At 44.7% G+C, this 26,813-nt stretch carries 14 protein-coding genes; 7 read left to right on the top strand and 7 right to left on the bottom strand.

Going from position 1 to position 26,813, the window contains the following annotated elements; translation table 11 throughout:
* The first annotated feature begins 19 nt into the window (after positions 1–19).
* From J7I42_RS26115 to J7I42_RS26085, 7 genes are all read left to right on the top strand, one after another.
* Complete coding sequence (locus tag J7I42_RS26115; protein WP_209141831.1) at positions 20–1,519, top strand: RagB/SusD family nutrient uptake outer membrane protein; 1,500 nt, start codon at positions 20–22, stop codon at positions 1,517–1,519.
* A 97-nt stretch (positions 1,520–1,616) separates the two neighbouring features.
* Complete coding sequence (locus tag J7I42_RS26110) at positions 1,617–2,807, top strand: oligogalacturonate lyase family protein (RefSeq protein ID WP_209141830.1); 1,191 nt, start codon at positions 1,617–1,619, stop codon at positions 2,805–2,807.
* A 120-nt stretch (positions 2,808–2,927) separates the two neighbouring features.
* The gene (locus J7I42_RS26105) at positions 2,928–5,831 is read left to right on the top strand and encodes a glycosyl hydrolase (RefSeq protein WP_209141829.1); all 2,904 of its coding nucleotides are present in this window, start codon (positions 2,928–2,930) and stop codon (positions 5,829–5,831) included.
* 18 nt (positions 5,832–5,849) lie between these two features.
* Complete coding sequence (locus tag J7I42_RS26100) at positions 5,850–6,284, top strand: nuclear transport factor 2 family protein (protein ID WP_209141828.1); 435 nt, start codon at positions 5,850–5,852, stop codon at positions 6,282–6,284.
* 207 nt (positions 6,285–6,491) lie between these two features.
* Positions 6,492–8,615, top strand: a complete 2,124-nt coding sequence (locus J7I42_RS26095) for a glycoside hydrolase family 65 (protein ID WP_209141827.1) — start codon at positions 6,492–6,494, stop codon at positions 8,613–8,615.
* Between the two features lie 276 nt (positions 8,616–8,891).
* On the top strand, positions 8,892–12,596 hold the full coding sequence (locus tag J7I42_RS26090; RefSeq protein ID WP_209141826.1) for a DUF4450 domain-containing protein: 3,705 nt from the start codon (positions 8,892–8,894) through the stop codon (positions 12,594–12,596).
* Between the two features lie 127 nt (positions 12,597–12,723).
* Complete coding sequence (locus J7I42_RS26085) at positions 12,724–15,555, top strand: TonB-dependent receptor domain-containing protein (RefSeq protein WP_209141825.1); 2,832 nt, start codon at positions 12,724–12,726, stop codon at positions 15,553–15,555.
* A gap of 59 nt (positions 15,556–15,614) precedes the next feature.
* On the opposite strand, the gene J7I42_RS26080 is transcribed toward J7I42_RS26085, so the two are convergent.
* From J7I42_RS26080 to J7I42_RS26050, 7 genes are all read right to left on the bottom strand, one after another.
* Positions 15,615–16,685, bottom strand: coding sequence for a T9SS type A sorting domain-containing protein (locus J7I42_RS26080; protein WP_209141824.1), 1,071 nt, complete (start codon positions 16,683–16,685; stop codon positions 15,615–15,617).
* Positions 16,686–17,151: 466 nt separating this feature from the next.
* Complete coding sequence (locus J7I42_RS26075) at positions 17,152–18,282, bottom strand: redoxin family protein (protein WP_209141823.1); 1,131 nt, start codon at positions 18,280–18,282, stop codon at positions 17,152–17,154.
* 116 nt (positions 18,283–18,398) lie between these two features.
* Positions 18,399–19,463: an endo-1,4-beta-xylanase gene (locus tag J7I42_RS26070; RefSeq protein ID WP_209141822.1), complete on the bottom strand. Its 1,065-nt coding sequence runs from the start codon at positions 19,461–19,463 to the stop codon at positions 18,399–18,401.
* 181 nt (positions 19,464–19,644) lie between these two features.
* On the bottom strand, positions 19,645–22,485 hold the full coding sequence (locus tag J7I42_RS26065) for a glycosyl hydrolase 115 family protein (protein ID WP_209141821.1): 2,841 nt from the start codon (positions 22,483–22,485) through the stop codon (positions 19,645–19,647).
* A gap of 96 nt (positions 22,486–22,581) precedes the next feature.
* Complete coding sequence (locus J7I42_RS26060; protein ID WP_209141820.1) at positions 22,582–23,331, bottom strand: SDR family NAD(P)-dependent oxidoreductase; 750 nt, start codon at positions 23,329–23,331, stop codon at positions 22,582–22,584.
* 73 nt (positions 23,332–23,404) lie between these two features.
* Positions 23,405–25,549, bottom strand: coding sequence for an alpha-glucuronidase family glycosyl hydrolase (locus J7I42_RS26055; protein ID WP_209141819.1), 2,145 nt, complete (start codon positions 25,547–25,549; stop codon positions 23,405–23,407).
* An 18-nt stretch (positions 25,550–25,567) separates the two neighbouring features.
* Positions 25,568–26,608: a LacI family DNA-binding transcriptional regulator gene (locus J7I42_RS26050; RefSeq protein ID WP_209141818.1), complete on the bottom strand. Its 1,041-nt coding sequence runs from the start codon at positions 26,606–26,608 to the stop codon at positions 25,568–25,570.
* Positions 26,609–26,813 lie beyond the last annotated feature (205 nt).

Here is a 26,813-nt window from a genome sequence, read left to right as displayed (position 1 = left end):
TTCAGCTAATCGAGAATATATGAAAAAAATAGTTGGTTATTCATTGATTGCCTTGGTTGGTTTGCTGAGTGCCTGTGAAAAGCAATTGGACCAAAACCCTATTTCTGGCCAGGCCTCTTCAGATTTTTATACATCTAAAATAGATTTTACCCAGGGGGTAAATGCTGTATATAACGGATTAAAGACCTATCCCGACAGATTGTTGAATTTGTCAGAAACAAGATCAGATAATTTATACGCCGTATCGGATGGTGGCGTACGTGACTGGGAAGGTATAAACAGTTTTCAAAAGACCATTGCTGGTAACGTATATGTAAATGAAGCCTGGACGGGGAATTTCAATGCTATATTCAGGGCCAATTCAGTGCTGGAACAATTAGCAGCCAGAAGTGCAGTTATTGGTGATAGTGCATTGGCAGTGCGTTTTGAAGCAGAGACCAGGTTCTTGCGTGCTTTTTATTATTTTGACCTGGTACGGTTATTTGGTAAAGTACCTATTATTGATAAAGTGGTTACCCCGGCTGAGTCGGTGACCATTGGAAGAAGTTCGGTAAGTGATGTATACAATTTTATAATCTCAGACCTGAAATTTGCTACTGACAATTTACCCGAAACATATGCCGCTGCAGATAAAGGAAGGGCTACCAAATATGCCGCAAAAGGAATGCTGGCGTTGGTATATATGACCCGCTCGAGCCCTACTTATAACATCAACGGTCCCGGTTTGGCCTTGAACGAATGGAGCCAGGCGCTTACCCTGTTGAATGACATCATCGCCAGCAAGAAGTATGTGTTTGGACCATCCTATGCTGATATTTTTAATTATGACAAGGAAAACAACCAGGAAGTAATATTCGATGTGCAGTATAATACAGGGTCGAACCCGGTAGTAGGTGCTACCTTCCCCTGGTTACTGGTGCCGGATAACTATTTTCAGGCTATAGGTAAAACAACCCAGGGTGGCTTAACCATCAGGCCTGTTTCGAACGACCTGTTGAACGCTTATGATCCGGCGGATACCCGTAAAAGTTTTTCAGTACATGGCGGATTTAAGGCAACTAATGGTGCTGTAGAAACCCGTAACTTCTTTAAGAAATACGTTGACACTACCAAAGTGCCGCTTAACCGGGTTGACTGGCCTATTAACTTCATCGTGCTGCGCTATACCGATGTGCTAATGATGAAAGCCGAGTGTATACTGCATGGTGCTGCCGGCACGCAAGCCGATGTAGACGCCATCGTAAACCAGGTTAGGGGCCGTGCATTATTAACACCTGTTTCAAATGTAACGCTGGCCAATTTGTTTGAAGAAAGAAGAAAGGAATTTGCTGCTGAGGGTAGCCGCTGGCACGATCTGGTACGCAGTGGTAATATAGAATCAATAATGACAACATGGATTACGAAAGAAGATGTTGGTAAAACAATGCAACCATTTCAAAAGAATTACATCTTATATCCAATACCACAATCGGAACTGGATGTAAAGCCGGGTCTTTATGATCAAAACCCCGGTTACTAGCACTTAACAGAAAAATAAGTTGGCTTTCATACGTGCCACGTTCCTGTCCTTCGTCAAGTAGAAGGAGAACGTGGCACATTTTTTAAAATGCTACTATATGAAAAAACAGTTGTTTGCATTATTGAGTATCGTCTCCCTGTCAGCTACCGCCCAACCCACCCTGGAAACCGGCTCACAAAAACCCATGCCCGAAACCTGGATAGATGCCGCTACCAATCATACGGTGGTAAGGCTTACTAATAAGCCAGGTAATAATGCCAGCTTTTATTTTCATAACAATCCTTTTGTTGGAAATAAAATGGTTTTTTATAGTACTGATAGTCTCAATGGCCGGCAATTGTATACCGTTGATCTGAATACCCGTAAACTGGAACAGGTTACCCACCAGGCTTTCGCAATGAGTGGGGAGATCATAGGCACCAAAGGGCATAATGCTTATTACCAGATCAATGACAGTGTGTTTGTAACTAACATAGATACCAGGCAAACCAAACTGGTTTTTGTATTCCCTGCCGATTTTAAGGCCACTATTACTACCGTAAATGCCAATGAAACTTTACTGGCCGGTTATCGCAGCAACGATGCAGAAAAAGAAATTTACCGGCTTAACCCCGAGAAGCACGATTACTTTAATAAGATATATGAGGCCCGTTTGCCCCGTACCCTGTTTGTTATTGACATCAATGGCAAACAATTGAAACCCATATTTACCGACAGCGCCTGGCTGAATCATGTGCAGTTTTCCTCAAAAGACCCCAACTTATTGATGTTTTGTCATGAAGGTCCCTGGCATAAAGTTGATCGCATTTGGACCATCGATGTGCGCGATGCCAATAAGGGCAAAGTGCAACTCATGCACAAGCGTACCATGGATATGGAAATAGCCGGTCATGAGTGGTTCTCCTCTGATGGTAAGATCATCTGGTTTGATCAGCAATTGCCACGTGGTACCAACTTTTATGTGGGCGGAGTGGACGTAAAAACACTGGAAGAAAAAAAGTATAAACTGGACCGTAACGAATGGAGCGTTCACTTCACCACTTCTCCAGATCAGAAATTGTTTGCCGGTGATGGCGGCGATCCTGGCCAGGTAGCCAAAGCCCCCGATGGCATGTGGATCTATTTGTTTACCCCCGAAGGCGATCATTTTAAAGCCACAAAACTGGTGAACATGAAGCACCATAATTATAAACTGGAACCCAATGTACATTTCTCACCCGATGGGAAGTGGATTATTTTCAGAGCTAATTTCGAAGGACAGTCAGAAGTCTATGCCGTTAAGATATAATTAACTATTTTGTCAATTGGTTTTAAGATTTATTTAATGTGCAATAAGCAAAACAATAGGGATAACTGCTTAATGCTTGTAGCTTTTTCTTAATATTAAAAATATTAACAATAAAACCAGATGATAAAAAGACTGATCTGTACCATTTCTTTATCTGCTGCATTGATGAACGCAGGCGCCCAAATAAAATGGCCGGCTGTAAATTCAGTGACGAAACCCTGGGCCCGCTGGTGGTGGCCAGGCAGTGCAGTAACAACGAAGAGCCTGACTGCCAATATGCAACAATACGCCCAGGTTGGCCTGGGTGGGTTGGAAATTACTCCAATTTATGGTGTAGCCGGTTATGAACAGGAGTTTATTGATTACCTATCGCCCCAATGGATGCAGGTGTTCTCCTATACCCTGGCAGAAGCCAAAAGGTTGAACCTGCAGATTGACATGGCAACTGGTAGTGGCTGGCCTTTTGGAGGTGGCCCATTGATTGGCGATGCGGAAGCCTGTAAAAATTTCGTATATAAAACCTGGACAATAAAAGAAGGCGAGAGCATTAAGGAACCGATTGCTTTTGAGCAACAACCCTATCTTGATGCCATTGGTAATACCATCGCCGATAAAAAAGAATTATATCCTACCGTCGGTACTGTTGGCACCACAACGCTGGCCATGCTGAAGGAATCGGAGCATGTTACAGATGTAAGTAAACTGGCGGAACCAGTGTATGCAAATAAGAATTTGCAAGCCCTGGCAATTGACCAGTTAAAATATAAAAAGGACCTGCCCTTGCAGGTAGTAATGGCATACAGTGATAATGGCAAAGCCATTGAACTCACCTCGCAGGTAGATGCCAAAGGCAATTTATACTGGATAGCACCGGCAGGTAACTGGACGGTGTATGCCCTGTTCATGGGCTGGCATGGTAAAATGGTAGAGCGGGCAGCCCCCGGCGCCGAAGGCAATGCCATTGATCACTTTTCAGAACCAGCTTTGCAGAAGTACCTCAGCCGTTTTGATACAGCATTTGTAGGCGCCGACCTTAGTCAGCTACGGGGTTTCTTTAATGATAGTTACGAAGTAGATGATGCACGCGGGCAAAGCAACTTTACCCCCGGTTTCTTTGACGAGTTCAAGCGCCGCCGTGGGTACGACCTCAAACAGTTCTTACCACAATTATTACAAAAGGAGCGCGACGAAACCAGTCTGCGCGTATTATACGATTATCGCCAAACAATTGCAGATCTGTTGCTGGAGAAATTCACCATGCCCTGGCATCAATGGGCGCAGACAAAGGGAAAAATAGTGCGTAACCAGTCGCATGGTTCCCCCGCCAACATCCTTGATTGCTACGGGGTGGTAGATATTCCTGAAACTGAAGGCAATGAGTTGCTGCGGTTTAAATTTGCGGTATCTGCTTCGCATATTCTGAACAAACCATTGGCATCGGCGGAAGCTGCCACCTGGTTGAATGAGCATTTTAAATCGAATCTGGGTGATGTAAAAAAAGCGGTTGATAAATACTTTCTTGGTGGAGTGAATCACGTCGTGTATCATGGCATTTGTTATTCGCCCATCAATGATCCCTGGCCAGGCTGGATGTTCTATGCAGCCGTACATTTTCAACCCATACATCCGTTCTGGAGAGATTTCGGCACTTTAAATAATTATGTAACCCGTTGCCAGTCGTTCCTGCAAAGTGGTAAACCCGATAACGACATTTTGTTATACTTCCCTTTCAGCGATCATAATTCTGAACCGGGTCGCGACCTGTTGCACCATTATGATGGTATGAAAGGATTTGAAAATACAGATTTTAATAAGGTGGCTGAAGATATGCTGGCAAAAGGCTATGCGTTTGATCTTATTTCAGACAACCAGTTACAAAAAGTGTATGCAACCGCCAATGGATTACAAACACCAGGCGGCGCTTACCGTACCATTGTGCTGGCCAATACGAAATACCTGCCTTTGCCAACCTTGCAAAAGCTGGCTGATCTGGCTAAATCCGGCGCTACCATTCTTGTATACAACAACTTTCCAACCAGCGTGCCCGGGTATGGACAGCTGGCAGAAAAACAACAACAGTTTAACAATATAACTGCTGCATTGAAATTTGCTGGTGAAGGCGCTATACAAAAGGCTACTTCCGGCAAAGGTGCCTTTATAAAAGGTAACGACATCAACGAATTATTAAAAGCGGCCAATGTATATCCCGAACCTATGTATGGATTGGGTTTACAATGTATTCGCAGAAGCATCAGTGGCGGGAACTATTATTTTATCACTAATGATACAAAGGAAGCCGTTAGAGAATGGGTGCCTTTGAACAGTAAAGCAACCAGCGCCATTCTGTTCGATCCTATGCTGGATGAAAACGGGATAGCGAAAACCAGGGTAAAGAATAATAAACTGGAAGTATATGTACAACTGGAACCTGGTGAAAGCTGTGTGCTGCAAACGTCCAACACAACCCTCACCGGCAAACCTTATACTTACTATACTGTAGCCGGCAAAGGCACAGAAATAAAGGGGAACTGGCGGTTGTTCTTCATGATGGGCGGCCCCGACCTGCCAAAGCCAACGACAGTTAGTAAATTGGGTTCCTGGACAGAAATACCTGAACAATTAGGAAAAGTTTTTTCAGGAACTGCTCAATACAGCATACAATTTGCCAAACCTACAGTAGCGGCGCCCGCTTATGTGCTTGACCTGGGCGGTGTGGCCTGGAGTGCAGAAGTGATCCTCAATGGGAAATCGCTGGGTACTTTATTAGGGCCTATTTACAAAGTAAATGTGCCTGCCAGTTTACTGAAAGCCGACAATGAGTTGCTGGTAAGAGTAACCAATGGTATGACCAATCGTATTATTGATATGGATAAAGAAGGGGCACCCTGGAAGAAATTCTATAACATTAATTTTCCAGCACACGAGAAAGAGAACCGAGGCGCCAATGGTTTGTTCTCTGCTGCGAAATGGCAACCGGAAACATCAGGATTGTTAGGTCCGGTAACTATTGCACCTTTAAAATAACCTTCAAATACTATTTATATGATTAAACGATTCATTTACCTTCTTGTATTGACCGGCATTATGAATGTTGCCATGGCGCAAAGTAAAGAAGAAGTTGCCGTGACCGCAGCTGTAGAGAATCTACGTAAAGCCATGGTCGATGGCGATAAGACAGGCTTGCAAAATATTACCGCCGAGCAGTTGAGTTATGGGCACAGCAGTGGTAAAGTTGAAGACAAAGCCACTTTCGTTGATAACATTGTTTCAGGAAAATCAGATTTTGTAACTATTGAGCTTACCAATCAAACTATAGCAATATCCGGCGATGCAGCTATTGTACGCCACACTTTATCAGCCACCACAAATGACAGTGGTAATCCTGGTAGTGTTAAACTGAATATTTTACTGATCTGGCAAAAACAAAAAGGCAAATGGAAACTGTTGGCCAGACAAGCTGTTAAAGTTGCTTCTTAGTAATAAGTTCAACTTTCCGGTTGAAGATGCTTAGTTCTTAAGTTAGTAGGTTATTAAGTTGTTGAGTTTACAGGTTTCGGGATAAAGAAACTTCAGAACTTACGGACTTAATAACCTACAACTTTTTACCGCTTTGTTAACTGAAGATTCATCATAGTAGTATTCATCCTTGTTCATTCACTTTTCACGTTCTACGATTTCCCGATTATGAAAAAATGGATTTTAATAGTAGCCGGTAGTATAGTTGTAAATAGCTGTATAGCCCAACAAGCCATCGACCGCCATGCCGTGGTGGCCAGGAATGATCCGCATAATGAAAAGGCCGATCCTCTGTCGTCGCTGTCATTAGGAAATGGACATTTTGCCTTTACGGTAGATGTAACCGGATTACAAAGTTTTCCCGCTTATTATGAAAAAGGTGTTCCCCTGGGCACGCAATCGGAATGGGGCTGGCACAGCTTTCCCAATACAGAAAATTACAAGCGCGAAGAAACGTTGAAAGAGTATGAGCTGAACGGAAAAAAGATCACCTATTGTGTTCAGGTAAAAGAACCCGAGCGCAGCCGCAAAGCAGTAGATTACTTCCGTGTAAATCCACATCGTTTACAGTTAGGTAATATAGGGTTCGAGATCACCAAAAAGGATGGTACGCTGGCTACTATTGATGATATCAAAGACATAGATCAGCATTTATACCTGGATATCGGCCAAATGGTAAGCAAATTTACCGTAGAAGGTATGGGTGTTAGAATAGTAACGTATGCGCATCAACAACAGGATGGCATAAGCATACATGTTACTTCACCTTTGCTGAAAGAAAAACGCCTTTCCATCAAATTGAATTTTCCTTATCCTACGGGTGATTTTAAAGATGTGGGAACTTTTGAAGGGGATAGCAACAGGCATCAAACAGCATTGATCAAATCAACTGAAATGACCGGCGCTGTTCGCCATACGCTGGATACTACTAATTATTTTGTTCAATACAGATTTAACAGGACTGTTTCAATAACCGAACGGCGGAAACATGATTACATCATTCAACCCGATGATAATTTTGAAGCATCCTTCTTTTTTACTCCGGTATTAAAAAAGGAACCCATTCCTTCAATGGATCAAACGTTTTCCAGTAGCAAGCATATGTGGCAGGAATTCTGGAGAAGCGGTGGCGCTATTGATTTCTCAGGCAGCACTGATATACGAGCTAAAGAACTGGAAAGAAGGATTGTATTATCACAATATCTTACCAGAATACAATGTGCTTCTGATTTTCCACCACAGGAAACCGGATTAACCTACAACAGCTGGTATGGCAAACCACACCTGGAAATGCATTGGTGGCATGCCGTGCATTATGCATTATGGGGAAGACCTGAGTTAATGGAGAAAAGCCTGGACTGGTATTTCAACGTGGCCAATGGCGCCCGTGACATTGCCAAACGTCAGGGTTTTGAAGGCTTGCGCTGGCAAAAAATGACTGATCATGACGGTAAGGAAGCGCCTTCTTCAGTGGGAGCATTCCTCATTTGGCAGGAACCGCATTTGATCTATATGGCGGAACTCGCGTACCGGGCTAAGAAAGATAAAAAGATCCTACAGAAATATAAGGACCTTGTATTCGGCACCGCTACTTTTATGGCTTCCTTTCCCACCTGGGATTCAGTAAATAAACGATACAACCTGGGCAAGGGCCTGATACCTGCACAGGAATGTTTTGACGCGGTTAAAACTTTCAACCCAACGTATGAGCTGGCCTATTGGCAATGGGCCTTAACGGTGGCGCAGCAATGGCGTGAACGCCTGGGGATGCCGCGTGAAAAGAAATGGGATAACATTATAAAGAACCTGGCGAAATGGCCCCAGGCCAATGGCGTATACCTCGCTACCGAAAGTACGCCTGATTGTTATACGAATGAACGATACATTACTGATCACCCCGCCGTATTGGGCGCCTATAGCACGCTGCCTGCGTGTAATCGCCTCGATACAACTGTAATGAAAAATACTTATAACACGATCCTGAAAGTATGGAAATGGGAAACTACCTGGGGCTGGGATTTCCCATTGATGGCGATGACGGCTACCCGCCTGCATATGCCCGACAAAGCCCTTGATGCTTTGTTTATGCCCGTGAAAACCAATACTTATCTGCCTAATGGCCATAACTACCAGGATGACCGGTTGACTATTTATCTGCCGGGTAATGGTGGTTTGTTAAGCGCCATTGCCATGATGTGTGCGGGATATGATAATAATAAAACGGATAATCCAGGCTTCCCTAAAGATGGGACCTGGAAGGTGAAGTGGGAGGGGCTTAAGCCGATGTTCTAGTCGGACAGTTGATAGAGTTGATAATGTTGATAGGGTTGATGGGGAAGTAGGTTGACGAGTTGATCAGTTAACAAGTTAACAGGTTGACAAGTTAACATGTTGATAGAGTTGATAATGTTGATAGGATTGATAATGACTTAAGTTGAGCCTCAGGCGACGGGTGATTTATGTATTCACTACTGCCCATTGCCTATTGCCCATTGCCCTTTCACGATTGCAGCTTTCTTATGACCAGGACTGTCTTTTAATAGCATTGATACACCAGTATACCCAAGCATGTTCTACAAGTCTTTATACTTTATTGCATTTCTATCTATTGTTACACAGGTTAAGGCACAATTGGCAAAACCAACCGGCGCCATGCCTGCTGTTGTTAAGGGAATACAAACCAACCGGGAGCGGAGTTTACACTACCAGGCTGAAGGAACAGACTTTGTAACAGTAAATGGGAAAATGCGGTTTAACCGCGCATTGTATGGGACCAATACCGGCTTTAGAATTGAAGCCGGTGATCTGCCGGAGTTTGCTTTATACATGCCGGGTATGGGCGGCAATTTTAAACTGGGATTGATCTCAGGCAATAAAAGCATCTGGTTAACAGCCGCGAAATCAATAAAAGCCATCTATCGTCCAGGCTCCATGCTGTATGAGGTAAAAGACCCTTTACTGGGCAATGGTACTATGCAGATTGCTGTACTGGCATTGGCCGATGGGGAAGGCATGATCATTAAAACACAATTTGTAAATGTAAATACCAAAGCCGCCTTGTGTTGGGTATTTGGTGGTGCTTCCGGTAAAAAGTTCTCCCGTGATGGTGATATTGGCGCTGATCCGGAGTCGTCGTTCTACCTGCAACCAGACTATTGTAAAGACAATACCTATTCAATTTCAAAAAACAGTTTTCATTTATTATATGGGACCGGCCGCGTATTGACAGAAGATGAACGGTATGAAATTCAATACAAGCCAAAGACGGAGTTATCCGGGACTATTAATAAAAATCTTAAACAGTTATCAGCGATTGCTCCAACTGCTTCTATTATAAAGCTAACGGATGCTACCCAACAGCAAACGCCATTGGCATTGTATCAAAGCAATGTTTCGACTACCCCGGCCATTGCTGGTAAACTGCGGGTTGTTAATGGCGCGCATTATTTTTTGATACAGGCTGTTGATACTATGCCACTCGGCTATAATCAACTGGCGCAAACTTTTATAACTGCAGAAGCTGCGCGTAAAAAGCTGGCTGGTCGGGTTAAGGTGGTAACACCTGATCCCTGGATCAATACCCTGGGCGGTGCTTTAAGCGTTGCTGCCGATGGTATTTGGGAATCACCCACTTATCTGCATGGCGCTGTTGCCTGGCGGATGCGATTGCCAGCCTGGCGGGGAGCATATGTAGCTGATGCACTTGGCTGGCACGATCGTGCACGAACCCATTTCAGCAGTTATGCTTTATCACAGGTTACCACCCCTGCAACCGGACCAGTAGTATTTGATACTGCTTTACACCTGGCGCGTCAACTGGAAAAAATGGGCACTTCCATGTTCAGCAGCGGGTACATCTGCCGAAATCCAAATGGCGATTTTCGCCCACATCACTACGATATGAACCTGGTGTTTATCGATCAGCTGTTAACTCATTTTTATTACACCGGCGATTCCTCGTATATAAAACAACAATGGCCTTTGCTGCAACGCCACCTGGCCTGGGAAAAAAGAAACTTCGACGCTGATAACGATGGACTGTATGATGCCTATTGCTGCATTTGGGCAAGTGATGCCTTGCAATACAGTGGCGGCGGTGTTACCCATTCATCGGCATATAATTACCGCTCCAATGCTGTAGCGGCTCAACTGGCGGCTATAGTGGGTGAAGACCCTGCTCCTTATCAAAATGAAGCCAACAGAATATTTGATGCTGTAAATAATCAACTGTGGATGCCTGAACTGGGTTGGTATGCGGAATATAAAGACGGGTTAGGTGATAGATTGTTACATCCTGCTGCTGGCCTATGGACCATTTATCATGCCATCGATGAAAAGCTGCCAGACGGGTTTAAAGCTTACCAGGCCCTACGATATGTAGATAAATCCATTCCACACATCCCTGTGCGGGCAAAAGGATTACGGGATACAACAAATTACGTGCTGACCACTACCAACTGGCAACCCTATGACTGGTCGCTGAACAATGTGGTACTGGCCGAAAACCTGCATACTGCATTGGCGTACTGGCAGGGCAACCGTTCTGAAGATGCCTATCGTTTATGGAAAAGCGCCCTGGTTGAAAGTATGTATCTCTCTTCCAGCCCGGGCGGATTTGAACAGCTTTCTTTTTATGATGCTATACGCGGGGAGTTATACCGTGATTTTGCTGATCCTATCGGTATGGCCGGCCGTTCCCTGGTGGAGGGCTTGTTTGGTATAACGCCCGATGCATTAAAGGATACATTGGCCATAAAACCAGGCTGGCCCGCTGGTTGGAATACAGCGGCTTTACAAACCCCGGATATTGCTCTCGATTTTAAAAGAACAGGTAACTCAGATCAATATATTCTAAAACCTGCTTACCCACATGCTATGAACCTGCAATTACGGGTAAGGGCCTTTAAAGACGCTATTGAATCAATTACCGTGAACAATCAACCGGTAAGCTGGCGTGGCGTTACAGATGCGGTAGGTGAGCCTGTGATAGAGATTGGAACAGGTAAAGCCAAACAATATACGATAGTCATTAAATGGGCCGGTACACCGGTTCAACCTATGCGGTACGACAGCGTGTTGGCGGTGGGTACGCAACTAATGGCCGTGACCACTTCGGGCTTTATTCAATCAATTTTCGATCCGCAGCAGGTATTACAGAACATCATGTTAACCAGCAACCAGGTACAGGCAACTATACAGGGTGCACCAGGAAATAAAACTGCCTTTATTCAATTGCGGCAGGGAGAAATGGTCTGGTGGTTCCCGCTTTGTTTTGAAGTAAAAAAGCCCATTGAAATAATTGCAAACTATACAGAGAACGATCAGAACAGTCATTTCTATATAAAAAATAATGGCGAGGCTGTTGTTGCTAAGGTTATCGTAAATTCCTTTGTACAAACAAAACAGTTACCGGCTAATACCACAACAGATGCCATCGAGGTAGTAACTACAGCATTGGTGCCAGGCAGTAACCGTGTTCGGGTTGAATGGGGTGATGGCCAGCATCTTGATACCACTATCCTGAACTGGCAAGTGACTGCTACTGTTGCCAGCCGTTTTGAAAAAGTAGATCTAACCAGGTTCTATAACGATAAGGTGACCAATATATTCAATCAGGCGTATTTGTCGCCACGACCTCAATCAACTACTTTACAATTGCCGGTACAGGGAATAGGTAACTGGTGTTATCCGTTGGTACAACCTGTAATTGATGATGCTGGATTGCGTAAAGCAGCTATGAACGATGAGTTTGTGTTACCGCAACGTATTCCGCTGGCAACACCGGCTGGTGAGGTGTCAAAGAATATTGTATTCACGTCAAAATGGGATAATTATCCAGATTCTATAGTGGTGCCATTATCAGGCAGTGCCAGTCATGCGTATTATTTACTGGCCGGTTCAACCAACCCTATGCAAACGCGGCTGGTAAATGGTGAATTGCGTATACATTACAAAGATGGAACAACCGATACGCTGGCATTGGTGAACCCACAGAACTGGTGGCCCATTGAGCAGGACTATTACATTGATGGCGTTGGGTTTACAACTGATGCCCCGCGTCCGCTCAGGATACAATTAAAAACTGGTAAGCTCTACACTACCGCACAGGAATACACAACGCTTAAAGGCTTTTCCAATATGGCTATCGATGGCGGCGCTGCCACCATACTCGATATGCCGCTTGACCCCAATAAAGAACTCCAATCTGTAAGTCTTCATACATGCGCCAATGATGTGGTTATTGGCCTGATGAGTGTGACCCTTACACGCTGATTCTAATATTTTTTTAATGTCATGCCACTTTTTTAAATAAACTTCCGTCTTGAACCCACGGCACGCCCCGGTTTTGGGGAGTGCTGCGTTAAAGAGTCACGAGAGTTAACTAAAAAAGCTGCTTTGCATGCGGATTGTTACCCTATTTATTCTACTCATTTTCACTGCTCAATTTGTTACTGCTCAAAATAAAATAAGCGGTAAGGTAGTTGATGGTATGAACCGGCTGCCACTGCCCGACGCAACGGTTACAATTATTAATCCTGTTGATTCTGCTGCTATTGGTTTTGCCGTAGCCGATAAAACCGGTTTGTTTGAAATAAAGAACCTGGTCAAAGGGAACTTTGTATTGGGAATTACTTTCACCGGGTATGCGCCATATACAAAACATTTGAATATTACCCAGTCGCAATTTGTAATGGACCTGGACACCATATTCATGAAATTGGATACCTCATTGATGATGGGGGCCGTTATAGTGCAGGCGCCGCCCATACAGATTAAGAAGGATACCATTGAATTCAAAGCCAGTGCCTTTAAGACAAAACCAAACGCTACCGTAGAAGACCTGCTGAAAAAACTACCAGGTGTGGAAGTGGATAAAGAAGGTAACATTACTTCACAGGGAGAAGAGATCACCAAAGTATATGTAGATGGAAAAGAGTTTTTCCTGAATGATCCCAAACTGGCCACGAAGAACCTGTCATCGGATATGGTGGAAGCGGTGCAGGTGTTTGATGATATGAGTGAGCAGGCCAAGTTCACCAAGATCGATGATGGCAGCCGCAAACGTACTATCAATATCAAACTAAAGAAAGATAAAAAGAAAGGTATTTTTGGCCGTACCAGCGCTTCTGCTGGCACTGAGGGCCGGTACGAAGCCAGTGGATCGTTCAATACATTTAATAATGCCCGACAGATATCCATACTGGGTGGTGCCAATAATATCAATAAATTAGGTTTCACCGATAATGACCTGGTGAGTTCGATGGGAGGCATGGGCAGCGTTCGCCGGAATAATGGGGGCCGCGGTGGCGGTGGAGGAAACGGCGGTGCAAATGCTGCTGGTAATGGTAATACCAAATCCTGGAGTACAGGTATTAATTTCCGTGATGAATGGGGACCTAAGGTAAATTTCAGCGGCAGTTATTTTGTTGCCAGGTCCAACAACAGCAACTACAGCGAGAGTTACCGGCAAAATATGTTTGGTGGCGACTCTGCTTCTTTTGTAAACTCCACCAGCAACAGCGGCAATAACAACATCAATCACAAGTTGGGGTTCAGGTTGGAGTATACAATTGACAGTATGAACTCTGTATTGTTAACGCCTTCTCTCAATTATCAACAGGGTACCTCAAACAGCGATGGCACCTCTACTACCAGGGCCACTAATGCCAGGCTGGATTATAAAGCCATTGACGGCGAAAGCCACAACTCCAATGACCGAGACGGAGGAAGCTTTACCAACGACCTGTTGTTTCGTCACCGTTTTCATAAGCCAGGCCGCACGTTTACAATGGGGTGGACTTCAGCCCTGAACAAAACCAATGGCAATGGGTTCAATTTCTCGCCTTACCATTTTTTTGATTCTACTACTAAGGAATACCGTTTCGATAACCGCCAGCAAATTAACAATCAGGCTACCCGTTCTTTTAATAACACCCTGAGTACGTCGGTTACCGAGATGATAGATTCAAACATGGTGTGGGAATTGAACTATGCGTATACGATGAATCGTAGTAACAGTGATCGTGATACCTACGATTATGATTCTACCACGCAACAGTTCGACAGCGTTGATCTGCCACAAACCAATTATTTTGAGAACCTGTTTACTGCTAGCAGGCTGGGTTCCAATTTAAGGGTAAAAAAGCAAAAGTTCGATTACCAGTTTGGCGGTGCAGTGAACTTTGCTTCATTACAAAACCTGAGCAACCGGGCCGCTACCGGTAAGGATAGTACCATGCGGCAGAACTATACCAACTTTTTCCCGAATGCTTCATTTAATTTTAATCCGGCACCCCGCAAGAACCTCCGGTTTAATTACCGCGGTAATACCCGCGCCCCAAGCATCAGCCAGTTACAGGATGTAAGGGATGAAAGCAACCGGTTGAATATTCGTACCGGTAACCCTGATCTGAAACAGGAGTTTACTCATACGTTCAATCTTACTTACAGCACATTCAATCTTACCAATTTTTTGTATTTGAATATGAATGCCGGGGCCAGTATCATAAACAATAAGATCGTTAACAGTACAAGCAAAATTGCAGATGGGGTATTGTTAACGCGGCCCGATAACCTGAATGGAGCCCAGAGCTTTAATTTTTCAGGAACGGTTGGCATTCCACTTAAAAAAGTAACAACCGGCCGTCGCAGCCCGGTAAACCTGAACCTGACCACCTCGGCCCGGTATGGCCGGGATGTGAGCAAGATCATGGACACCATGCGTTTCAATTATACAAGCGGGTTGGGGCAGCGTGTATCCTTTAATTATTTTATCCAGGATAAGTTAGACCTGCAGGCAAATGCCAACTTTAATTATAACAATGCGAATTACACAGCACAAGGCGCCCAGGACTATAAATATTTCGATCAGCATTATTCCATAGATGTTACCTATACCATCTTCAAACGAATAATGTTCAACAACGATTTTGATTATTATGTAAATACAGGTCGTGCGCAGGGCTTTAACCAGGCCATTCCTAAGTGGAATGCCTATATTTCCTGCCTGCTGTTTAAAAAGCTAAATGGAGAATTACGCATCAGCGGTATAGACCTGTTGAATCAGAATAAAAGCATTAACCGTACAGTGAATGAGTTGTATGTTGAAGATACTTATACCCGCGTGTTGCAACGTTTCTTCCTGGTAAGCTTTATGTATAACTTCAAGAATTTTGGAAAGGATATGTTCTCGAGCCGGGGCAACCGCCAACGTACTGGTAGAACTTATTAGTAATGCGCCATTGTAAGCAAGACCTGTCAGCAATTGCTCGACAGGTCTTTTTATTTATATTAATCTTTTGCTAAACGCAAGGTAGTTGCGGATTCATTTCCGGTAAGCTGAACAAAATAGATACCGGGTGGCAATTGTGCTGGCAGGTCATACCGGGTGGGGGAACTGCCTGCTTTTACCGTTGTTTGATACACTAACTGTGCGGCCTGTGAAAATATTGACAGATGTGTATACGTATATTTTTTGGGTAATTGCAGGTATAGGTATTTTTTAGCCGGGTTTGGATAAATAGCCAACTTATTGGTGTTATCATCCTGTGAGCGAATAGCAGGCTTATCATCAGGGGAGAAAAGCACCTGGTTATACAAGGCATTGGCTGCCGAACCACAAGTAGAATTGGTACCTGTAGGCGCCAGGTTATAATTGCCGCAGAATAAACAGGTATAGGCCGTGGGGTGATTGTAATTGGCCGCCGGTCCCTCTGCCGTCCAATTTATTTTGGAGGAATTACCCATTGATGACAACCACCCACTCGCCATCAGGGAGGAGTGAGTTATCAGGTAGGATGCAGCTGTACTGGTTTCCGTAAAAAAGCCATCTTTATTCAAGCTGAAAGATGCGCATAATTCAATTACCGCGCCTCTTCCGATCTTCACGGTAGAGCTGGGTGCGCCGGCCGTCCAGGCGCCTGTAACCTGCAGGGATCCAAAATCATTAACGGCAATGTTTATCTGTCCTTGCGAGAAAGAACCGGTCATATTCAGTAGCCCACCATTGCAAATGATCAGGTTGTCGATGGTGGAGACCGGTGCGGTACTATTGCCATTAAATATGCCCGTTATGATCAATTTGGCGGCGTTCTTTACGAGTATTACCCCTGTCTTCTCAAGCGTTATATTACCCAGCGTAACGGTACCGGCCTGTATTACAAGGGTACCATTAATCGTATAGGAATTGCCGCTTAAATTGGTGGTGGTAGAAATGCAGTAGGTAGAACCGGCTGCCAGTGTTGCTGAACTGGTTGGCATGGATAAACTGCCCGATGGGCAATTACCAGTACATTGAGCAGCTGCGCTGGTGTAAACACAGGTAGCTATGATAAGCAGGTTGAGGGCTTGAACAAGTTTCATAGAAAACGGATCGTTAAAGGGTATTTGATGGAAACGAAAATAACCTTCTCATTTAAGCCGACAAATAGCAAAAGTCCGAATTTGACAATATAGTAATATGATGTCAGTTGAAGATTACTGTTATATTGTAAGGCTGGTGTGTTGGATTGTTTTATAAGTTATTTGAAATGTTAATGGGAGACTGATTGACCAGTTGATCGGTTGACCTGTTGATAAAGTTGATAATGTTGATAAGGAGATCAAGGTAGGAGGCAAGAAGCAGCAAGTTGGCGAGGAAGGCAAGTTGATAATAAGAGTGTTGAGCCGAAGGCGAAGTAGTAAGTAGTGAGTAACCTGCGAAAATAACAGACATCCGAAAAATCGGAAATCCTTTCACGTTTCACGTTTGACAGCCTGTCCCGACTTGTCGGGATTTCACGCTTCGGCATTGCCGACTACCGATTCATCCGCCAGCTGGCGGACCGTTTCAATAATACCGCCCAATAAGCTTATTATCCACAATTAACTTCTTTATCTCAGCCGCATCAATAGTTCCCTGTTTGCCGTAAACGATCTTTCCGCCGGGTTCAACCAGGATGGTGTAAGGAAGGGCGCCCTGCCATTGGGGATCTACTGCCTCAATAAGTTTATATTTATCATCAATTGAAAAAAGGTAGTTGGTATTGGATGCCTGCTGTTGCTGAAGGAATTTCAATACTTTTTCTTTTTTGACAGGATCATCGGCACTGATACTGATGAATTCAAAATCGCGCCGTCTGTACATGCGGTTGATGGAAACGAATTCAGGGAATTCGTTGCAGCAGGGGCCGCACCAGGTTGCCCAGATATTGATCAACCGCAGTTTGTCGGAATTGTTTTTAATAAGGTCTTTCAACCCTGCTTCATCGATCGTATTTACCGATACGGGTTCTTTGGCCCATTCATCAAACCCCTGTTTTACCAGTGACGTTTTCTCGGCCCACTTGATGGAACAACCAAAGACCTTGGTAGTTTCAACAGCTACTGGCTTAGCTTGCAGTAAGGCGTCGATGGCGTCGCGAGTATTTAATTCGGTAGGAGTTTTGGCAGGATTTTCAATATTGTCTATACGGCCCTGGTAACGAAGAGTACGTGACTTGTCAAATATAAATACATGCGGCGTAGCAGCCGGGCCATAGGCTTTGGCGGTTGCCTGTGCATCACCATCGTACAAATAGGGAAAGTTGAAATGCTTCTGTTTGGCCCTGCGTTTCATTTCATCAAAATGGTCGCTCAAATCCGTATACCCCAGTTCATCGAGCCGTATTGATTTAGGGTCGTTGGGCATTATGGCAACCACGGCTACGTTTTTGGTGCTATAGTCTTTGGAGAGTTGAATGATCCGGTCTTCATAAGCCTGTGCTGTAGGGCAATGATTGCAGGTAAAAACGATGACAAGTACCTGGGCATTTTTAAAAGAGGACAGCGTATAGGTTTTGCCATCAACACCAGGCAATTTGAAATCGGGGGCCTTGGCGCCAATGGCGAGTGTTTTATGTTCGTCATGTATACTGCTTATTGGTGCAGCTATGGAATAAGTAACAGGAAGTAATAATAGATAGAAAAGCGCGCTTTTCATAAAATGGTTATTTATTATAAGGTACGATTTTCTATCAAGAAGGAGGTAAGAAGAAGGAGGAACTTGTATTTCTTACCTCTTACCTCTTACTTCGTATACTTAAGAAACGCAATGGGTCAAAATGATACGACTGCATCAAAAGCTCTTTTGGGTTGTCCATTCTTATCGAACAGCATGGGATAGTTTTTACGACCAGGTACCGGATATTCATCAAGCCAGGTGTATCGGTCAGAAATGCCCCAACAGGTAACACCGGAGACCACATTTTTGTATTCCCTGAATATGCGGAATACCTTTTTGTATTGTTCCAGTTGTTGCTGTTCGCGTTCGGCTGTAAAAGTATCATTGTCATCAGTCCGTTTGGCGCGGCGGTTCTTTTCCCAGGGATACACAGAAATGTCGAGTTCTGTGAACTGTATTTTCAGTCCTAATGAAGACAGCTTTTCAATAGTATTACGCAGCTGCTGTTCTGTTGGTTCGAAAGTTGACCAGTGTGCCTGAAGGCCAACACCCATTACTGGAACCTTGGCATCGACCAGTTTTTTCAGCAACTGGTAAACCCGTGCTGTTTTTTCGGGGCGTTCGGTATTGTAATCGTTATAAAATAAAATGGCATTGGGGTCGGCCGCATGGGCGTATTCAAATGCTTTGGCAATAAAATCTTCTCCGCAGATCTGGTACCAAAGTGAATTGCGGTATATATGGTTGCTGTCATCAGCTACGGCTTCATTTACTACATCCCAGGCGTATACCCTGCCTTTGTACCTGTTTACCACCGTGGTAATATGATCTTTCAGTCGTTGCAATAATACCTCTTTGGTAACGGTATTACCAGCTGCATCTTTAAACAACCAGTTGGGTGTTTGTTCGTGCCAGCATAAGGCATGCCCACGCACCTTCATGCCATGGCGTTGTGCAAAGTTTACGATGGAATCGGCCCGCGTCCAGTTATACCGGTTCTCTTCGGGATGAATAGGTCCCATCTTCATATCGTTCTCTGGCGTAATACTGTTGAACTGTTGAACGATCAGTTGCGCATCTGGGCCGCTTAGGGAGCGCAAACTAACTGCTACCCCAATGGGGAAGTAGTTAGAATAATAATCTTTCAGGCCTTTTGTTTCCTGACCGTAAAAGGTTGATGATACGATCAATGCAATACAGACTAGCGTAATTTTTTTCATATATGCGAGGTTCGTAAGTTCTTAAGTTATTAAGTTCCAAGTTCAGAGTTTAGCGAAGCGCAATAGCGCGTAGTTCTTCTCCTGCCGCGAACAGGTGTATTAGCTTGCAGCTTGCGGCTTGTAGCTTGCAGCGGTTTTCAATCTCTGCCTTCTGCCTTTGCCATTGCCCATTGCCCACTGCCTACTGCCTTCCAAACGCCGGGGGTCCTAAATAACTCTGTTTAACACCGCCCCAGTCAATTACAATCTTCTGAAATACAATACCGGGATCAACAGCCCAGATCTTCAGGGTATGCCGGCCGGATTTCGACAGATTATGCAAAGACGTAATGATACGGATATTGTCGCTTACCGATTGAGCCCAGGCTTTTTCTGAATTGTCGGTATGCAGGTTCACCATTTGGGGCGCTTCATTATCGAATGAAAACGCATAGCGTAACCCGGTTGATTCATTGAATGGAAGGGTAGGAGAGCAATAGACCATTACTTTGGTTGCCGCGGTATCGGTTGTATACAGGTCATATTCAAGGTGTGCGGAAGTTGGTTGGAAGCTGGTCACCCCAGGCAACGGAGGAAAGATGGTTAGTCCATTGCCGGTTCTGCCAATGTTTGCAATGTGTTGCCAATAGGCGTTCTTTTCGTTAACCTGTTTAGCCACCTGGTCTGCTTCCATGGAAATATACCCATCGCATGCTACCTGCGTTTCTTTGCTGCGTTTGGGGAGATCTAATTTTTCCAGAGCGGCATAAACGGTCACGGTGCTATTATCTGGTCCGGTAATGGTGATAGGTACGCGATGTTTTCCAAATGGCACAGCCGACCATTCCACAAAAAATGATATCCGTTCTTCTTTTGTAATCTGGCCACTGGTAGCCGTTAAATGTAACCAGCTGTTTGTTTGAATGGAATAGGTAAATGGCATGGTGCCCCGGTTAAACAGATCGATGGTCCGTACGCCTTCTTGTATATTGTTTATAGCCGGCAGGGTAGCTGTTGTTGAGTCATTGGGCCATACTGCTTCGGCCCCCTCTATGGCAACACCCATGCTGGCACGTATTTGAGGTGTAATGGTTTTTACTTCCGGCATTTTATTAACCGATGGCTGTTGCCAGTAGGTGTAACCAATATGTGTTTGGTCCATCATATGGTCCCATTTACCATTGGCCATTACCTTGTTATACTGAAGGGTGAGCAGGGAATCGGTGACATATAATTTACGAACGCTGTCGGCCAGGTCATTGGTGGCTGCCCGGTTTTGTTTGGCATACAAATAATTTTTACCGGTTGCTGCATATAATGCGTTCAAATTAGCACTGGCTTTTATAGGAAATAATACCAGTTGATAATAGGCGTCCTGGTAGTTGGCAGGTAATGTTTTTCCAATGGAGTCGGCCAGATTGACCAGCTTGTTGTATTCATTTACCACGTTGTCCGCTTCGTGATAATTTACCTGGCTGTAAGTATCTGGTGATAACAACTCTGGTTTGCGCCGGCTGTTGAATTGCGTATATTTTGTAAGCAGGTAACCAATACTACTGGCATTTGCGCTACCAAATTGTTGCTGCGCCCATTTTTTATGATATTCTGGCGTACGATCGGTTTTATATTTTGAAGGGGCCCAGGCATAATCCAAAAAGAATGATATGGGCAGTTCCATGGGTTTCAGGTCACCCACATTTACGATCCAGATACGGTTCACGCCATATTCATAAGCCAGGTGCATTTGTTCCCAGGTGCGGGCAATGGTATTCGTGTTGATCCATTTATAATTGCGCGGGCCGCCTACATAATCAAAGTGATAATAAATGCCATAGCCGCCGGTACGTTTGGGGGCATTCCATTTTGGGAGCTTGCGAATGTTGCCCCAGTTGTCATCACACAACAACAGCGTAATGTCATCGGGTACCCGCATGCCTTTGTCGTAATAGTCCTGTACTTCTTTATAAAGGGCCCATAACTGCGGAGTGGCAGTGGCATCTTTGCCGGTAACGTTTGAAATGATCTTTCGTTGGTCGGCTACAATTCTTTCCAGCAGGGCGATATTGCTTTTTTCGCTCATAGGCTCATCGCCATCGCCCCGCATACCAACGGTAACTATACTTTCATAATTACGATTGCGGCGTATACCTTCCGCCCAGAATTTTTTCAAACGCACTTCATTGCTATCGTAATTCCATTTACCGGTCCCATACCGCCGCCATTCATCGTGCGCACGCAGCATGGGTTCGTGGTGACTGGTCCCAATTACAATACCGTATTGATCGGCCACCACGGGGTTCAGCGTGTCATCATCGTAAAAAGCATTGCCCCACATGGCCGGCCACAGGTAATTGGCCTTAAGTCGGAGCAACAGTTCAAATACTTTCTCATAAAACAAGTGGTTGAACCCGCCAAAGGTGGCTTTGCTCCAGTCTGATAAGGCGGGGGCTTCATCGTTAAGGAAAATACCTCTGTAAGTTACACCGGGCGACTGGTATTGTTTGATAGCACTATTATACCATAATTCAGGTTTGGTTTTCACAGGTACATCTGCCCACCAGTACCAGGGTGATATCCCAAGTTGTTTTGATAGTTCAAAAACCCCAAATGCAGTACCTCGTCTATCGCTGCCAGCGATCACCAGGGCTTTGTCGACCCCGGGCCAGGGTTTGTTAACAACCTGTAGCTGAAATGCTTCCCATTTGCCTCTTATGCTGTCTACCTGTAATTTTTTGGTCTGAACCAGTTGATTGATGAGGAGAGATTGATCGAGCGAACCGATGACGATAATATTTTTAGCTGATTGTGGAACGACCTGCGAAGTATCAGGTTTTGAACCAGTCACTTTTTCTACATCGGTTTGCAGCAATGCGGCTGCTTTTTGCACCAGCCAGTGATCATGAGCATTTACATATATGCTGGTTGCTTTTTTACCGGCAACAATGGGAAAAGCGTTGGGATCATTTTGGGTAATGATGGCATCCTGTGCAAACAGGCAAACCGTATGCAACCAGGCAAGCAATATCAGAGGGATCTTTTTCATATGATGACGTGAGGGCAGGCAAGGGCAGTTGTAAACCGTGTTACGGTGGTTTGTCCGTAACACGGTTGTGTATGATCTTTCAGTTTATCAAATAACTTAAAATCCAATTGAGTTACCGCCATCAACCGGTAATACCACGCCGGTGATGTAGCGCGATGAATCGGTAGCCAGGAACAGTGCGGCATCGCCGATATCGCCGGGGGTACCCATAACACCCATTGGTGTGCGGCCCATCGCTTTGTTCTTACGTTCTACATCCGCATTGAATGCCTTTGACGTCATGTCGGTTGCAATAAACCCGGGTGCAATGCAATTGATGCGAATACCCTGGGGGGAAAGTTCCACCGCCATGGCGCGTGTCATGCCTTCAATTGCCGTTTTAGAGGCTGAATAAGCAATTACTTTGGGGATACCGTATTGTGCTGCCATGGAGCTGATGTTGACGATGCTGCCCTTTTTATTGGGCAACATGGTCTTTACTACTTCACGGGTCAGCGCAAAAACAGCCACTAAATTGGTTTGTATTACTTTTTGAAAATCTTCATTGGTTACATCGGTAAACTCTTTTTTCATATTGATACCGGCATTGTTCACCAGGATGTCGATATGTCCGAATTGTGTAATTACCTGTTTTACCAGTTCAGGAATAGCATCCAGATCGCTGAGATCGGCTACTATGGGTACACACAGGGAGCCCAGTTTTTGTTTAGCCTGGTGCAGTTTTTCAGGGTCACGACCTACGATGACCGTAGTAATATTGTGCTGCACAAATTTCTCTGTAATGGCCAGGCCAATACCTGAACCTCCTCCTGTTACGATCGCTACTGTTTGATTACTTGAGTTCATTTATTCTTAGTTTACAATCTTTAGTTTTTAATTATAGATTATGTGGTGCTGAAACGTCTAACGTGAAAGCCTTTTAATGCGGGGCGTAGGGAAATTCCAGCTCTTCATAATACGCCAGCGTATGGTCTGGTTTTTCATATTTCTCCGGAATAGGTTTGTTGGAAAAGGTTTGGAAGTACAACAAACAGGCATTGCGCCACCATACAGCTTCCTGTTCCTGAATGGCCAACAATTGCTTTATCTGGTTGAACCGCTCTGTATCGATGTAATTTTTTAGGTGGTCCCAGCTGCGTTGCATCCAGCGTACGGAATCAACGCCACTGTAATATTTATCGCATAATGTTTCCCACAGGGTTTTACCGGAATGCATTTTATAATCCCAGGGAACATGATGAAACCATAATAAAAATGCTTCCGGACAGGTACCCATATTCTCGAATTGTTGCCGCACAGCCGGCTGGTATTGCGCCAGTGCGTTGCTGCCGGTAGCCGTACGATTAAACCCAATACCAATTGAATCGGCCTTGTGAAAGTACACCGGGTTCCAGTCGGCCCGGGGCGCTTTGTTGTACCAGGGCGCCGGACCGTAGTGATGACCATATCCCATGATGTGGTGTAAACCAAGGGGTGTCATATAATTCACCTGTATTTCCCGTGAGGCCAGCATGAGTTGCTGTACGGTATCAACAAAGGCTTGTTTGTTGGTAAAGGTCTGTCGTATCCATTCGTTGGCAATTTGTGCCGGGGTGAGCGTATTGTCCCATGCGAGCCGGCCCAGCGTATACCAGTTGGCCTGCCCAAAAGGATGCCCCGTCCAGTTGATATCGCTTCCTATGTTCGAAACACCTGCCATCCCGGTAAGCGTATGCTCATCGGTAGTGCCATCTACTATTTGTGCAACCGGACTGTTCTCGTTTTTTGAATGGGTGTCAGCATTTAAAACTTCTTTAAACAGCGGCGCCAGGTATACCAGGTGGGTCGCAAAACCCAGGTACTCCTGGGTGAGCTGGTATTCCATCATCAGCGGTGTTTGTGGCATGGCGCCAAACAACGGATGAAATGGTTCGCGTGGTTGAAAATCTATCGGACCGTTCTTTACCTGTACCAATACGTTTTTTTTGAACTGTCCATCGAGGGGTTTAAATTCATTATAAGCCTGTTTGAACCGGTCTTCAGGTGTTTCGCTGCTATACACAAATGCACGCCACATTACAATGCCATCGTGCGGGGCTACTGCTTCGGCCAGCATGTTGGCGCCATCGGCATGGGTACGATTGTAATTCTGCGGACCTGGTTGTCCTTCTGAATTGGCTTTTACCAGAAAGCCACCGAAGTCAGGAATGTATTTATAGATCTCATCGGTTTTATCTTTCCACCATTTTCTTACTGCCGGGTCTAATGGATCGGCCGTTTTTAAATTTCCTATTTCCACAGGTGCGCTGAAGCGGGCCGTGAGATACACTTTTAAGTTATAAGGCCGGAAGGCATTGGCCAGAGCGGCCACTTTTTGTAACCAGTCTGCCGTTAAAATAACAGCATTGGCGTTTACATTAGTGAGTACGGTGCCATTGATGCCAATAGAGGCATTTGCCCGTGCATAATCAAGATATCGCTGATCTATATAGCCGGGTAACCGCTGCCAGTCCCAGATGGAATTACCGGCATAACCGCGTTCTACGGTACGATTCAGGTTATCCCAATGATTCAGTAACCGGAGTTTTATTTTAGGCGTGCTGCTTATCGACAACTGCCGGATGGATTGCTGGGTTTGCAACAGCCGCAAAAAGTGAAAGGCCCCATATAATAAACCGGCCTGTTTGTTTGCAGTGATAAGCGTAATGTTTTTCCCTTCGTACTTTATCGTACGAATAATAAACCCTTCATCACCTAAACGCGCCATTGCGGTATCGCCAATTTGCTTACGAATAAATGGTAAATGAGTTGGCAGGGCCAGCATAACGGTACCATTAATAACTGCTGTCTGCAAGGGGATCTTTTTGCCCAGTAACCCCGAAAGTCCTGTTTGCAGTTCCTGATTGGCTGAAACCAGCCTGGCATCATCAGAAGGGCAATTAATGCTGGTGACCTGTTGGCGATACTGTTGTAGTAAAGAAACATTGTCGATTGTGTTGTATCGTAACCACAAGCGATAGCCATCCTCTGCCAGTACCGTATTAAATATAAGAATACCGATAATTACAGTGCTCCATTTTTTCATATGCGCGTTAGTTCTTTCTTACTGACTATCTGACTTAGTTTGTAATGAAGAAGCTCTGATGATCAGCTCTGACCGTAACAAGATAGTATTGGTAGCGTCGATGCTGTTCACCCCATTCAGATGGTTGATAAGGCTGGCAGCTGCCATTTCTCCCATTTTATATCCGGGATAATTAATGGTGGTCAAATTGGGTTCCACCACAGTAGAAACGGGGTCGTTGTTAAAGCCCGCAAAAGCAATGTCCTGGGGAATGCGGATGCCTGCTTTTTTCAGTGCCAGCATACAACCAACGGCAACATTATCGTTTGCGGCAAAAACAGCATCGGGCAGCGGGTTCATTTGCAAAATAGCTGCAGCTGCCTGGTTGCCGGCTTCCTGGCTCAGGTTATTGATCAGGATATATTTTTCTTCGAAGGGAAGATGATGATCAGCCAGCGCCTGTTTGTAACCGGCTAATCTGTCAACATACACATTTCGTTTGGGAGTGGCTGTAATATGTACAATGCGCTTACACCCCTGTGCTATTAAATGGCTGGTAGATTCATAAGCGCCCCGGCGATTATCGATCAACACACTGGTGCAATCGGGATATTCGGCTACGCGATCGAAAAATATAAGGGGAACGTTCTTTTTTTTGAATTGGTCAAAGTGGGAGAGGTCATCCGTTTCATAGGCGAGGGATACCAGCAAGCCATCAACCCGGTTGTTGAACATGGTTTTGGCGCTGTCCACTTCTTTCCCTGCCGATTCAGACGATTGACTGATAATAAGGGTATACCCTTCATTGTTAGCCACACTTTCAATACCGGCAATCACCGTGCTCATGAAATAGCTGTTGAGCCGCGGAACGATCACCCCAATGGTATAGGTGCGTTGCTCCCGAAGATTACGGGCAAAGTGGTTATACCGGTAGCCCATTTCTTCGGCCAGGTCGAAGATCTTCTTTTTTGTTTTTTTACTTACGACAGGGTCATCTTTGAGGGCCCGACTTACCGTAGCTATTGAGACATTCAACTTACGGGCAAGGTCGTAAATCGTTACTTCTTTGGGTTTTGTCATACAATCGCTTACATATATGATAGTAAAGGTAGAATAAAATTATTTTTAAAAAAACAATGTAATCGGTTACATTGATTCATTTTTCTGGCTAAATTAGTGTCTTGAATTGTTTATCAATTGGTTGCCATGGTGATAAAAAGATTTGAATACCGGGCAGAAAGCCTAAAAATAATGTCACAATAAAGATGGAAAGTTCGTCAGGATG

Origin of the sequence: Niastella soli (assembly GCF_017742245.1) — a bacterium.
Classification (GTDB): Bacteria; Bacteroidota; Bacteroidia; order Chitinophagales; family Chitinophagaceae; genus Niastella; species Niastella soli.
Note: the sequence above shows the minus strand (reverse complement) of the source record. Positions and strands in the feature narration are given on the sequence as shown.

Coding starts and splice junctions, on each gene's coding strand:
- J7I42_RS26115 (WP_209141831.1), top strand. CDS start 20: ATGAAAAAAATAGTTGGTTATTCATTGATTGCCTTGGTTGGTTTGCTG.
- J7I42_RS26110 (WP_209141830.1), top strand. CDS start 1,617: ATGAAAAAACAGTTGTTTGCATTATTGAGTATCGTCTCCCTGTCAGCT.
- J7I42_RS26105 (WP_209141829.1), top strand. CDS start 2,928: ATGATAAAAAGACTGATCTGTACCATTTCTTTATCTGCTGCATTGATG.
- J7I42_RS26100 (WP_209141828.1), top strand. CDS start 5,850: ATGATTAAACGATTCATTTACCTTCTTGTATTGACCGGCATTATGAAT.
- J7I42_RS26095 (WP_209141827.1), top strand. CDS start 6,492: ATGAAAAAATGGATTTTAATAGTAGCCGGTAGTATAGTTGTAAATAGC.
- J7I42_RS26090 (WP_209141826.1), top strand. CDS start 8,892: ATGTTCTACAAGTCTTTATACTTTATTGCATTTCTATCTATTGTTACA.
- J7I42_RS26085 (WP_209141825.1), top strand. CDS start 12,724: ATGCGGATTGTTACCCTATTTATTCTACTCATTTTCACTGCTCAATTT.
- J7I42_RS26080 (WP_209141824.1), bottom strand. CDS start 16,685: ATGAAACTTGTTCAAGCCCTCAACCTGCTTATCATAGCTACCTGTGTT.
- J7I42_RS26075 (WP_209141823.1), bottom strand. CDS start 18,282: ATGAAAAGCGCGCTTTTCTATCTATTATTACTTCCTGTTACTTATTCC.
- J7I42_RS26070 (WP_209141822.1), bottom strand. CDS start 19,463: ATGAAAAAAATTACGCTAGTCTGTATTGCATTGATCGTATCATCAACC.
- J7I42_RS26065 (WP_209141821.1), bottom strand. CDS start 22,485: ATGAAAAAGATCCCTCTGATATTGCTTGCCTGGTTGCATACGGTTTGC.
- J7I42_RS26060 (WP_209141820.1), bottom strand. CDS start 23,331: ATGAACTCAAGTAATCAAACAGTAGCGATCGTAACAGGAGGAGGTTCA.
- J7I42_RS26055 (WP_209141819.1), bottom strand. CDS start 25,549: ATGAAAAAATGGAGCACTGTAATTATCGGTATTCTTATATTTAATACG.
- J7I42_RS26050 (WP_209141818.1), bottom strand. CDS start 26,608: ATGACAAAACCCAAAGAAGTAACGATTTACGACCTTGCCCGTAAGTTG.